Source organism: Neisseria sp. HMSC075C10, assembly GCF_001815615.1.
Classification (GTDB): Bacteria; Pseudomonadota; Gammaproteobacteria; order Burkholderiales; family Neisseriaceae; genus Neisseria; species Neisseria subflava_A.
Window position 1 is genome coordinate 213,824 of sequence record NZ_KV821269.1, and the last position, 13,223, is coordinate 227,046.

The following is a 13,223-nucleotide window of genomic DNA, read 5'->3' on the forward strand; positions in this document are numbered from 1 at the left end:
TCAACGGCTTTTCAAAGGCTTGATAAACAAATACATAAAAAACGGTCCGCCCAATAAGGCAATCACGATACCGACCGGCAGATCGACAGGGTATGTCAGCCAGCGCGCCGCGCCGTCCACCACCATCAAAAACACTGCGCCCAACCAAGCCGACAGCGTAATCAGTTTGCGGCGGCTGCCGCCGACGGTTTGCGCCAGCACATTGGGGATCATCATGCCGAGAAAACCGATGATGCCCGAAAGCGATACCGCTGCCCCTGTCATCAATGCCGCGCCGATTACGGTTTGCACACGCAATGCCCCGACCGACACCCCCATACTGGCAGCCGTGTCTTCGCCCGTCATCAAAACGTCCAACCGCCTGCCTGCGGATAACAAAATCAGAAAACCTGGCAACATGACTGCGATTGCCGCAACAGGCGATGAGAAACCGGCTTCGGCAAGGCTGCCCGACAGCCATGTGGTCGCGCTGCGCAATACCAAATCGTCCGATAAAAACAAAATCATACTGACTACCGCGCCCGAAAACGCGCTCAACACAAAACCCAACACCAGCAATCCTAAAGTACCGCCGCCGAGCAGTTTGTGCACTGCCAAAATCAGCAGGCACACACCCAATGCACCAAGAAAAGCCGCCGCCGGTACACCCATCGCGCCGCCACCCAAAGCCAATAACACAATCACGCCCAAGGCCGCCCCGCCCGACGTCCCGATCAAACTCGGATCGGCCAGCGGGTTCTCGAATAAAGCCTGCAATGCCGCACCCGAAGCGGACAAACCGGCCCCGACCAAAAGCGCGGTATAGATGCGCGGTAAACGGATTTGGCGGACGGTTTCATCCATCGCCAGCGGCGACTCCCACGCGCCAAAACCGATGCCGCAGCACAAATAAACGGCGGTGGCAGTAAGCAGCAGGCAAAGGGTAAGGGTATGCGGTTTCATGACATCATGCGGTTTAAACGGATTGAGGAACGGTTTCAGACGGCATTTTTAAGACAACCGTTTTGCTTCCTCCTCAATAAGAAGGAACAAATCAAGGCCGTCTGAAAACAAAAATCGGGCAGGCTTTTCAAAACAGGTGCGTTTATTTCGCTAAACCGTGCAAACGCTGAATCACTTGCGGCGTATCCAGTCCGTAACGGAACATATCGTTGGCCTTCCACAAATAAATCTTGCCGTTTTTCGCGGCAGGCGAGCCAGCGATTTCGGGGCGTGCGGCAAAGGTTTTGACGTTGCCTATCATGGCGGTGTTGTGGTCGGCAATAATGATGATGTCAGGTTTGGCCGCAATCCATGCCTCACGCGTCATCGGTTTGAGGCCGTCAATGGCGGCTGCGGCATTGATACCGCCGGCACGGCGGATGATTTCGTCGGCGGCAGTATTTTTGCCCGATACGATGCGCCCGTCGTAGCTGAAGAGGTAGCGTTTGCCGCTGGAAGGCTGCTGTTTCATATCCGCCTGCCACTTACTGGCCAACTTGTCCGCCTGTGCGCTTTTACCGATAAGCTGACCGATGTTGCGGATACTTTGCGGATAGGCGGCGATGCTGTCATCGGGCGCAACATTGACGGCTTTAATGCCTGCTTTTTGCAGGTGGGCAAAAATATCGGCAGGCTGCGCCATCCATGAACCGATGGCGATGTCGGGTTTAGCGGCCACAATCGGTTCAACCGTCAGACGGCGATGAATGCCGATACTGGGCTTGTTTTTCAACGCCGGATTTTGAACGGTCTGATCGCGGCCGACGATTTCGTCCAATGCGCCGAGCGCGGCAACGATGTCTGCCGTATCGGGGGTCAACACGACGATGCGTTGCGCGTGTGCAGTGCCGGCCAACGAAATAAACGCGGAAAGCAGGAGGAGTTTGAGTTTCATTGTTTTTCCTTGTCGAATGCTTTCAGACGGCCTGCTCGTTTTCTCAGGCCGTCTGAAAACGGTTGAATCACATTAGAACTTCAGTTGTACGGTTGCGGCGAAATTGCGGCCGGTTTCGGTGTACAAGTCCATCACACTGGTACGGCTCATGCCGGCAACGTCTGCGTGCTGCCAGTATTTTTTGTTGCCGACGTTGTAGATGTTTGCGCCGATTTCGAGGTTTTTAAACGGCTTGTACCACGCGCCGATATCCCATACGCCATAACCCGGCGCTTGGAAAACAGTGTCGCTGCTGACGCGGCTGTGTTTTTTCGACCAGCGCAGCTTGGTGCCGACACCCCATTTTTCCTGCGTGTAGTCCAAACCCAAAACACCGTTGAGCGGATAAGCGGAATCCAACGGTTTGCCGTCCTGCTGCTCACCGCGCATCCAAGCGATGCTGCCGGAGACTTGCCAGCCCGGCAGGAATTTGTAGGCGGCAGAAGCTTCGGCACCGTAGGTTTTGACGTGATCAAGGTTTTGATATTGGTACTGGATAATCGGGCGTCTGCCAACGGTGGAGGTACCGATTTCAGTGCGGTTGATGAAGTTACGGTAACGGTTGTAGAACGCGGTGACTTGCGCACGGGCGCGTTCGTTTTTGAATTTCATCCCCAATTCAAAGCTATTGGAGCGTTCGGATTTGAGGTTGGCATTGGGAATGACCGCATAGCCGTAGGTCGTATTGGCAAACGCCATGGTCGCGCTGTCAAACGGCGGCGTGCGGAAGCCTTGGGAATAAGTGGCAAAACCGGTGAACTGCTCACCCATCGGCACACTCAGGCGCAGGCTGGGCGTAAACGCGGAATCGCTGAAGCGCGTCGCCGTTCCGCCGGGATTGGCATTGAGATAGGCTTGGTCGGTCGACGTGTTCAGCTTGTCTTTTTCGTAACGTAAGGCCGGAGTTAGGACGATGCCGTTGCCGAAGGTTAGGCTGTCTTGTGCGTAAACGCTGAACGTTTTGCGCTTGCTGTCAGGGAAAGTTTTATTCGGATAGGTGCTGCCTGCATAAACTTTGCTGACGGCGCCGGTCAGATTGTCCACTGTCAGGCTGTCGCGCGGACGGGCGGTCTCGGTGTGTTTGTATTCGGCGCCGGCAACGACGGTTTGTTTGACCGTGCCGTCAAATTCCCACACGCCGCGCCCGTTCAGCCCGCGTATGGTCTGATTGAAACCGTAGTCGGAATAACGGGTCGAATTACCTAATTGGCGCGCGCCCATACGCGTAATGCTCGCATCGACGGCATCGTCTTCCGTACGCAGTTTTTGCTGATAGGCAGTCAGGTTCGCTTCTTTCAGATGGCCTTCGCCAGTGTAGCGGTAGCCCGCTTCGATACGTTGACGGCGGATACGGTCGCGGGCATTGCTCTCAGATGTTGCGATGGTTACCGGTCCGCGCGATTGCGAACCCAAGCCGTTTGCCAATACGGTATCGTTGGCGTGGTAATACTGTTCGTACAAAGTTTCCAAGCGGTGGTGTTCGTTGCCGATATTGCCTTTCGCCAAGATATTGTAGGCATTGTTTTTCTGTGGATTGGTGGCAGTACGCGCAGTCGAGTAGCTGGTATCGCTGCCCATGTTTTCGGTTTCATGACCTTGACGGCGCGTCAGCATCAGCAGACCTTCGGCGTTTTCATGGAAACCTGCCACAGTCGCCGTCACGCCATGGCTGCGGTCGCGACTGCGGTAGCCGTGTTTCAAACCGAAATGACCGCGTTTGCCCGCATCGACGAAATCACTCGGAGAAAGCGTCACCATGTTCACCACGCCGCCGAGCGCGTCGCTGCCGTACAGCGCGGAATAAGGGCCTTTGACAATATCGACCTGCTTAAGCGTGTCACTTTCGACCATATCGCGTCCCGAAATCGCGCCGTTGGAGCCACCGCCTGCATAAGATTCGGGAATGCGCACGCCATCTACCATCATCAGAATGCGGTTGCCGTCTATGCCTCGGATATTGATACCGGCATGACCGCGGCGGTTGTTGTCTGACGGCACGCTGACGCCGGATTCATACATCACGATATCGTCCAAATTCTGCGCCGAGGCTTGATTCAAGGTTTTACGTCCGATAACCGACACATTCGGCGCGGCTTTATCCAAGGTTTGCGCATTGCGGTCAGCCGTGACCACCACAGGCTCTATTTCTGCCTGAGCCACCGGCATCTGAGCCGCATATAACTGTCCGGAAAAAACCGCCCCTATTACACAGGCAATCGCTTTCTTTTTCATTACATAACCTTACTATTTGAATAATAATGGTTTGCATTTATAAAACAAACAGACGGTTTTTGCAAGTTTAAGATATAAACAAAAGGCCGTCTGAAAACCCGATAATTTAGGTTTTCAGACGGCCTGTCCTACTTCTGCTATTCAATTAAAACGTATGTTTAACCGTTGCAGTCACACTACGCGGCGTGCCGTAAACGTGAATATCCGGCATGGTGCGATAGCGTTTGTTAAAGACGTTTTCAAAGTCCAAACTGATGCGGGTGGATTTGCCGATTTTGTAATGACCGGTCAAGTCCAGCGTTGCGTACGGACGTTGGGTCAATGCAGCGGCGGCGGCTGGATTGATGTCTGCAGGGTATTCATCCAGCGTGTGGCTGCGGCTTTGCCAGTTGACGTTGGCACCCACGTTCAAACGGTCGGTCACATCATACGCGGTAAAGAGTTTGAACAGATGAACCGGATAAGACGGATGCAGTTGAACCCCTTCGCTGTCTTTAATTTTGGAACGTGCATAAGATGCATTCAGCAGCCATTTTTCGCTCAGACGGCCGCCGACAGAGAGTTCCACGCCTTTTGTTGTGGTGTTGTCGGCTGCGCGGTAGTATTCCTCGCCATTTGCGAATTTGCCTGCAACAACGCCCAAATGGTCGCGTTTGTTCATAAAGACGGAGGCGGAAGCATTCAGACGGCCTTCAAACCATGATGCTTTCAAACCGGTCTCGTAGGTTTTGCCGCGTTGTGGTTTGAGCGCCGCGCCGTCTTTGGTCAGGTAACGCACTTGCGGACGGAAAATGGTGGTGTAAGATGCATAGGCGGTCAGATTGTCGCCGATGTCGTAGGTTACGCCCAAATAAGGAATGAAAACATTTTGTTTGTGGCTGCTGTGTGCGAATTTGTTACGGCTGGTGCTGTAACGGTAACGCCAATCCACAAAACGGCTGCCGCCGATAAAGGCGAGTTTATCGGTCAGTTTGAAACGGGTCGAGCCGTAAACCGACAGGTTTTTCATGCGTGAAAAACCATCGCGCAGATACGGCATATCGGGTTTGGCGATATTGCCGTTAAAGAGGCGCAAATCAGGAATCGTCGATTCGCCTTCGTCATAGAAAGACAGGTTTTCTTTGTTGTCCTGATGGCTGATGCCAACATTGAACTCGTGCGAGCGACCCAACGCCGGATAATAGCCGTCTAAGGCCAGCGCAAAATTCTGATCGCGGTATTTGCTGCGGTCGCGGTCGGATGTAAAGAGCGCGGAGTAATCCGAATTAATGACAAAAGTACCGGCAATGCCTGAAACGATGTCGTTTTTACCCGAAACATGGCTGTAATCGCCTGTCAGTTTCCAGCCGTTATCAAACTCATGGCTGAGGGAAGTGAATACTTCGGCACTGGTGTCTTTGCCGTATGCCCAGCGTGCGGAAGAATTGCTGCGTGGCGAAGACTCAAATGGTATGAATCCAGTACGGCGCGAACCTGCTGCCGTCAGGTAGCTGAAACGCGAGCTGCCGGTATTGCGGAAACGGTGTATTTCCGTACCGAGGCGCCATTGGGTTTGCGGCGTGATATCGTAAGACAAAGTACCGTAGAAAGTATGATTGTGGCGCGAAGTGTTCGGCAGGTAATCGCCGCCGTGGTCGCTGACCAAAATAGCGCGGCCGCGCAAGGTATTGTCTGCATTCAAAGGCTGATTGGCATCAAGGACGAAGCGGTAATGGTTCCACGAACCGACACCGGCTTCCACGCTGACGACAGGCTTGGCAGTCGGTTTTTTGCGTTCCAAAGCAACCGTACCGCCCGGCTCGCCCATACCGCCATTGGACAAACCGCTTGCGCCGCGCACGATGACGACTTGTTCGTACAATGTGCTGTCCAGATTGTTGGTGCCGCGGCGGATGGCTTTGCCGTCGTAAAGGAATTTAGGCGCGCCGTCCACGGAAATGCTGTCAACAGCCTGACTGCGCGAAATAAATTGGCTGTGGCCGGATACGTTGTTGCCCATTTTGCTGTGGAATACGCCCGGTGTTTGTTTCAATACGTCCTGCAGGCTGTCCAAGCCTTGGTCTTCGATTTGTTTTGCCGTTACGACAGACAGGGACTGCGGCGTTTCGCGCTGGGTCAGGCGGATGCCTGTCGCGGCGGAGGAAGCGGGAATGGTGTAGTTGGAAGTAGTCTGTTTACCGACACCTTGGACGGTAACTGTCGGTAAATCGACACGTTCTTGCGGCTGGGTATTTTCTACTTCGGTTGCGAAAGAATACGCCGAACACAGCGCCAGACTGACGGCAAAGCTTAATTTGCCATAGGGGAATACAGGTAGTGACATAGCTTCTCCAGTTAGCTGATGTTTTAATTTGGTGGCAGATTCTATCAAAAAGATGTAGTCCGATGAAACTATGTTCTAATCACTATTTTCTAAGTAGTTCGTTTAATTCAAAATATTTATTTTTAATCTAGCCCTAATTAACTAAAAAGGCCGTCTGAAAACCCGCATCATCAGGTTTTCAGACGGCCTCAATCTTTTTATCACAAAAAATCAGTCTGCCAATTTTCTTGCCAATTCTGCCAAACGTTTACCTTGTGCAAAGGCAATATCGTTTTCTTCGGAGGTCAATGCCGGCTTGCTGTCGTAGCCGGAAACATGGCTTGCGCCGTAAGGCGTGCCGCCGCTTTGGGTATTGCTGAGCGCGGACTCGGTATATGGAATGCCGCTGATGACCATGCCGTGATGCAACAGGGGCAGCATCATGGTCAGCAGGGTGCTTTCTTGGCCGCCGTGCAGTGAAGATGTGCTGGTGAAAACGGTGGCGGGTTTGCCGACGAGTTCTGCACCGAGCCAAAGGGGAATGGTGCCGTCGATAAAGTATTTCATCGCGGCGGCCATATTGCCGAAACGCGTCGGGCTGCCGAGCGCAAGGCCGGCGCAATTTTTGAGGTCGTCGGCAGTCGCGTATGGCGCACCTTCGTCGGGAATGGCTTTTTCAACGGCTTCGCAAACGGTGGAAACTTTGGGAACGGTACGCAATACGGCTTCGCAACCGTCCACGCTTTCGATACCGCGTGCGATTTGGCGGGCAAGGTTGCGCGTGCTGCCATTTTGGGAATAAAAGAGAACGAGGATTTTCAGAGGATTTGGGTTCATTTGGGGTTTCCGTTACAATGCTGTCAGGTGTCAGACGGCCTTTTAAATACTCAGGTCATCTGAAAAGAAGAAATTTCAATTTAAAAGTGGGAAAAGGTTATGCCGTTTTCGCAATGGTGGCAAGGTTTTTTAAAGAGTAAAGGCGTGGCGTTCGCTTGGTTTGTCGTGCGCCGTTTTGATGAGGAGCGCGTGCCGCAGGTGGCGGCAAGCATGACATTTACGACGCTTTTGGCTTTGGTGCCCGTGTTGACGGTGATGGTCGTCATCGCTTCTGCCTTCCCTGTTTTCGACCAATGGTCGGGGGAATTTATCTCTTTTATCAACCGCACCATCGTTCCGCAGGGCGCGGACATGGTGTTTGACTACATCAATGCGTTCCGCGATAAGGCCACCAATCTGACGGCGATCGGCAGTGTGATGTTGGTCGTAACCTCGCTGATGTTGATTCGGACGATAGACAATGCGTTCAACCGGATTTGGCGTGTCAATTCGCAACGGCCTTGGATGATGCAGTTTTTGGTGTATTGGGCGTTACTGACGTTTGGGCCTTTGTCTTTGGGCGTGGGCTTGTCGGTCGTAATCGGTCAGGTGCAAGTGGTGGGCGGCTCGGAATGGCTGAGGGGCATAACCACGGTTTCATTTATTACGCTACTGCTGTGGGGTTTATACCGCTTTGTGCCCAACCGTTTCGTGCCTGCCAGCCATGCTTTGGTCGGCGCGGCCGTAACGGCGTTTTGCTTGGAAACGGCACGCTTTTTGTTCGCGTGGTACATGGGCAACTTTGACGGCTACAAATCGATTTACGGCGCATTTGCCGCTGTACCGTTTTTCCTGTTGTGGCTCAACCTGTTGTGGACGCTGGTATTGGGCGGCGCGGTTTTGACCTCGTCCCTGTCCTACTGGCGCGGCGAAGCGTTCCGCCGCAGTTTGGATGCGCGCGGCCGCTTTGACGATGTATTGAAAATCCTGCTGCTGCTCGATTCTGCCCAACAAAACGGCAAGGCATTGCCGGTGCAGGAGTTCAGACGGCATATCAATATGGGCTTTGACGAATTGGGCGAGCTTTTAGAAAAGCTGGCACAACACGGTTATGTCTATTCCGGCCGTCAGGGCTGGGTCTTGAAAATGGGAGCGGAGTCCATCGACTTGGCTGAGCTGTTCAAACTCTTTGTCTACCGTCCGCAAACGCTTAATAAAGACAAGGTTAATCAAACGGTTGACCACATCATGCAGCCCTGCTTGGAAACCTTGAACATGACGCTGGCCGAGTTCAGTGCCCATACGAAAAAACAATCCTCTTAAACCTGACGCCGTCTGAAAGCAAAAATATCAAGTTTCAGACGGCCTTTGCTATAATCAGCACACTACTGAATACTACATTCAACCTACAAGGAAAAATAGATGAAAACACCAGCCCTACTCTCGCTGCTCGGTCTGATTCCATCTGCCGCTTTTGCCGCCCACGGCGTAAGCCTTGGCCAACCACCGAAATATCCGGCCAACTTCACCGCCTTCGAATACGTCAATCCCAACGCTCCCAAAGGCGGCTCGTTTACCACGCCTTTCCTCGGTGCTTTTGACACGCTCAATCCCTTTACCCTCAAAGGCAACCACGAATACGGCATCAGCATGCTGACGCTCGACACCCTGACCGAGCAAAGCATGGACGAACCTTACGCCGTTTACGGCCTGATTGCCGAAGACATCGCCCTGGCGCCGGACGGCCTTTCCGTTACCTTCAAAATCAACCCTAAAGCCAAATTCCACAACGGCGACCCCGTTTTGGCCAAAGACGTTGCCGCTTCATTTAACATCCTGACCAAAGACAAAGCTGCCGCCCCCATGTACCACTTCTACTGGAGCGACGTGGCCAAAGTGGAAACGCCCAGCGATCGCACCGTCGTGTTCCGCTTCAAACAGCGCAACTCAGAATTGCACATGATTCTCGGCAGCCTGCCCGTCTTCTCGCATAAAAGCTATCCCAAAGGCCTGGCCGCCGCACCCAACAGCCTGCCGATCGGCTCCGGCCCCTACCGTTTTGCCAAAGCCGAAAACGGCCGCATCAGCGAGTTTGTCCGCGACAAAAACTACTGGGCGCAAAATCTGCCCGTACGCAAAGGCCGCTACAACTACGACCACATCCGCATCAAATACGTCAAAGACGAAGTTGTCCGCATCGAAGGACTGAAAGGCGGCCAATATGACTTCGTACAAGAAAACGTCGCCCGCAACTGGGCACGCGCCTACTCCGACGAAGTCCTCAAAAAACGCAATCTGTCCAAACACGAATGGATACAAAACAGCACGGCCGGCATGCAAGGCTTCGTCATCAATATGCGCCACAAGCCCTTGGACAATATTTACGTCCGCCGCGCCTTGATTGAAAGCTTCGACTACGAAAGCGTCAACCGCCGCATCTTCTACGGCGCATACCGCCGCACCGACAGCTTCTTCACCAACAGCACCATGGCCGCAACCGGCAAGCCGGACAGCGCGGAAACCGCATTGCTCAAATCATTGGGCACCAAGCTGCCCGACGGCGTATTGGATCAAGACGTCCCTATGCCGCCGGTTACCGACCCCAAACTGGGCGTGCGCCCGAACCTGCTCAAAGCACGCGCCCTGCTTGAAAAAGGCGGCTATCAATACAAAAACGGCAAAGCAGTCGACAAACAAGGCAAACCGCTGACCTTTGAATTCCTCGCACCAAGCAAAAACTACGAACGCATTACCTCCAAATGGCAGAGCGACCTCGCCAAAATCGGCATTACCATGAACGTGCGCACCGCCGACTCCGCCGTGTACCAAAAACGCATGAACGACTTCGATTTTGACGTGACCACCGGCTACTACGGCAACAGCGAAAGCCCCGGCAACGAGCAATACGACTACTTCAGCTGCGCCGCCGCCAAAACCGAAGGCAGCCGCAACCTATCCGGCGTCTGTCATCCTGCGGTCGAAAAACTGCTGACCCATTTCAACAGCTTTACCAACCGCCAAGAGCTGCAAACCACCTCGCGCGCGCTCGACCGACTGATTCGCCACCAATACACCATCGTTCCAAACTGGTTCGCCGACCGCTACCGCGTCGTGTACCGTAACGATGTCGGCATTCCGTCCAAGCTGCCGAAATACTACGACCCCATCACCTTCGCCATGACCGCAGGCTGGAAGAAAAAGTAGTCGCATTTCGACAACACGTCCAAGCGTCTGACAAGCCCTTGGCGTGTAGTCCTAAGCATAGAATCATAAAACCTAGTTGTTTGTTTAAAAACAATCAATCGGCTGATTCAACACAAACATAAAAGAAAAAACAACTTAAAGCCAAATCAAAGGCCGTCTGAAACATCCGTCAGCAAAATCATCTGCAACGGAACATTTCAGACGGCCTTTTCGTCTTTTTTCAATCCAGTTTCACAACCGAAGTAAAATCTCGAAAATGAACAAAAAATTGCAAAACAATGTCCTCAAATTTTACAAAACCGTGTACACTGCAAGGTAAGAGTTTGAATTATAAGGTTAATCTTAATAAAAACTACAATCATCCAAATTTAACCTAAATCAAGCGTTCATATAACAGACAAAAGGAACAATAATATGGAAATCAAGCGTCTCTCTACCATTCTCAAACTGATTGCCAACCCCGAACGTATGGCCATTCTTTTTCTGCTGCTTGACGGCGACCGCAGCATTACCGAACTGGCGCAAGCGCTCGACTCCTCCCCGACCGGCATCGCCAACCACCTCGCACGCCTGCGCACCGAAGGCATCATCGATTTCACGCGCTACCACCGCATCATCGAATACCGCCTCATCTCCGAAGAAGCCACCACCATCCTCAATACCCTGCGCACGCTCAAAGACCAAGCCGAATAAACAAATTATTCCACATCACAACATCAAGGCCGTCTGAAACATCAGCTTTCAGACGGCCTGCCCCTTTCAGCCCATATCGAAAAATAAACCAATCCGCTATACAATACCGCCCATGCACACAGGCACAATCTGCCGCCTTCCCACCCAACAGCACACACGGAAACATCATGAAAATCGCCACTTGGAACGTCAATTCCCTCAACGTCCGCCTGCCCCAAGTACAAAACTGGCTGGCCGACCACCAAGCCGACATACTCGCCTTACAAGAACTCAAACTCGACCAAGACAAATTCCCGGCCGCCGCCCTACAAATGATGGGCTGGCACTGCGTCTGGAGCGGCCAAAAAACCTACAACGGCGTCGCCATCATCAGCTGCCACGAGCCGCAAGACGTACATTGCGGCCTTCCCGCCCTTCCCGACGACCCGCAACGCCGCGTCATCGCCGCCACCATCAACGGCGTACGCGTCATCAACGTCTATTGCGTCAACGGCGAAGCCCTGGACAGCCCCAAATTCCAATACAAAGAACAATGGTTTGCCGCATTGACCGAGTTCGTCCGCGCCGAAATGGCCGCCCACCCCAAACTCGTCCTGCTCGGCGACTTCAACATCGCCCCTGCCGATGCCGACTGCTACGACCTCGAAAAATGGCACGAAAAAATCCATTGCTCCTCCATCGAAAGACAATGGTTTAAAAACCTGCTCGACCTCGGCCTGACTGACAGCCTGCGCAAAGTCCACCCCGAAGGCGCGTTCTACACCTGGTTCGACTACCGCGGCGCCATGTTCCAACGCAAACTCGGCCTGCGCATCGACCATATCCTCACCAGCCCCGAACTCGCCGCCACCCTTACCAACGTCACCGTCGACCTAGAAACCCGCGCCCAAGAACGCCCCAGCGACCATGCACCGGTTATTGCAGAATTTGACTGTTAGATTTTGAAGCAATATAAACAATAAGGCCGTCTGAAAATTGAATTTCAGACGGCCTTTATTCTAAAAGTTTTCAGACCACGTTTGAAATTGTCTGAAAGTTTGAAACAATGGTTTGAACACCCAAAAACGCGTGCGTGCGTACCGCACACACGCGGTTGGAGGGGGTGTAGGCTACGGCTTGCTTTCTTAATGCCAAATCTACATAGGAGAAAATAAAATGGCTCAAAAAACTTTTACAGATAACGATACAAAAATTGTCATTAGCGGTATTATTGATGCAATTTGGGGAAAAGGTGTTGTTGCGAGCAATAAACCAGAAAACATCAACGATGATGTCATTGAAGTTGTGAATGATGTCGTAGAGAACATCAAACGCAGTACAAGACCAATGCTTGCTATAGATATCACATACAATATCTTATATTCAGCACCTGGTTCGCTTAAAGAAGTTTTATTCGGATTGACAGCCGATATGTTTGCGAATGGGGTTGAAGACCCAAATCACAATATCATTGCAACTTATGTGGGTTGGTTTAATGCACTATACAATAAACGTCAATACAGAACAGCTATTGTTACTGCTGCGCTATACAACCGTTCACGTTTAGAAATGGCTTTTTTGAGATTATAAACTTCAATCATACATAATGGATTAGTACATGTGGGACATAATAAAAGAAATCTATAAAAAATACAAAACCCCGACTTGTATATTATTAATAGATTTTATAATTGGAGTTATATTTGTCAAAAAAAATAAAGAACCATGTATTGGCAGATGTTTATCTCCTATATCAGAATCACCAGATATTGCTTTCACTATTACAATGACTGTTGCATTCATTTGTTTCATATGGATACTAATCTTATCCATGAGTGATTATTAGGCTTATCTCAACACCGTACAATTTTGTGCGGTGTTTTTTCATCTTTGTAAATTCTGAGACCTTTGCAAAAAAGTCCTTCCCCAGACAGCCGAAATCCAAGCACAGGTTTTCGGCTGGATCACTCCTGATTTTACCCAAATCCCCCCTTAATTCCCCTCTGATACTTGATAATCAGGTATCTGGCCGCCTTTTAGGCAGCAGCAGGTACACTTAGCCTGTTGGCGGCTTTCAACAGG

10 protein-coding genes are annotated in these 13,223 nt (G+C 51.8%); 5 read left to right on the forward strand and 5 right to left on the reverse strand.

All coding sequences use genetic code 11. The features are described 5' to 3' along the window. From HMPREF3047_RS09935 to wrbA, 5 genes are all read right to left on the reverse strand, one after another. Positions 1–942, reverse strand: coding sequence for a FecCD family ABC transporter permease (locus HMPREF3047_RS09935; RefSeq protein ID WP_070713854.1), 942 nt, complete (start codon positions 940–942; stop codon positions 1–3). Positions 943–1,084: 142 nt separating this feature from the next. Then, a complete protein-coding gene (locus HMPREF3047_RS09940; RefSeq protein ID WP_049249087.1) occupies positions 1,085–1,876 on the reverse strand; it encodes a heme/hemin ABC transporter substrate-binding protein in 792 nt (263 codons plus the stop codon). Between the two features lie 72 nt (positions 1,877–1,948). After that, entirely contained in the window at positions 1,949–4,147 is a 2,199-nt protein-coding gene (locus HMPREF3047_RS09945; protein ID WP_070713857.1) for a TonB-dependent hemoglobin/transferrin/lactoferrin family receptor, read from the reverse strand. 145 nt (positions 4,148–4,292) lie between these two features. Continuing rightward, positions 4,293–6,470 (reverse strand): TonB-dependent siderophore receptor, encoded by a 2,178-nt coding sequence (locus tag HMPREF3047_RS09950; protein ID WP_070713861.1) that lies wholly within the window; start codon positions 6,468–6,470, stop codon positions 4,293–4,295. 210 nt (positions 6,471–6,680) lie between these two features. Further along, the gene (wrbA, locus tag HMPREF3047_RS09955; protein WP_070713863.1) at positions 6,681–7,286 is read right to left on the reverse strand and encodes an NAD(P)H:quinone oxidoreductase; all 606 of its coding nucleotides are present in this window, start codon (positions 7,284–7,286) and stop codon (positions 6,681–6,683) included. A gap of 99 nt (positions 7,287–7,385) precedes the next feature. Between wrbA and HMPREF3047_RS09960 the strand changes: the two genes are divergently transcribed. The 5 genes from HMPREF3047_RS09960 (at position 7,386) to HMPREF3047_RS09980 (ending at position 12,731) form a co-directional block, all read left to right on the forward strand. Beyond that, on the forward strand, positions 7,386–8,588 hold the full coding sequence (locus HMPREF3047_RS09960) for a YihY family inner membrane protein (protein ID WP_070713866.1): 1,203 nt from the start codon (positions 7,386–7,388) through the stop codon (positions 8,586–8,588). A 99-nt stretch (positions 8,589–8,687) separates the two neighbouring features. Then, entirely contained in the window at positions 8,688–10,469 is a 1,782-nt protein-coding gene (locus HMPREF3047_RS09965; RefSeq protein ID WP_070647224.1) for an extracellular solute-binding protein, read from the forward strand. 414 nt (positions 10,470–10,883) lie between these two features. Next, positions 10,884–11,162, forward strand: coding sequence for an ArsR/SmtB family transcription factor (locus tag HMPREF3047_RS09970; protein ID WP_003683896.1), 279 nt, complete (start codon positions 10,884–10,886; stop codon positions 11,160–11,162). Positions 11,163–11,329: 167 nt separating this feature from the next. Continuing rightward, a complete protein-coding gene (xth, locus tag HMPREF3047_RS09975; protein ID WP_070713869.1) occupies positions 11,330–12,100 on the forward strand; it encodes an exodeoxyribonuclease III in 771 nt (256 codons plus the stop codon). Between the two features lie 217 nt (positions 12,101–12,317). Further along, positions 12,318–12,731, forward strand: coding sequence for a hypothetical protein (locus tag HMPREF3047_RS09980; protein ID WP_070713872.1), 414 nt, complete (start codon positions 12,318–12,320; stop codon positions 12,729–12,731). The last annotated feature ends 492 nt before the right edge of the window (positions 12,732–13,223 follow it).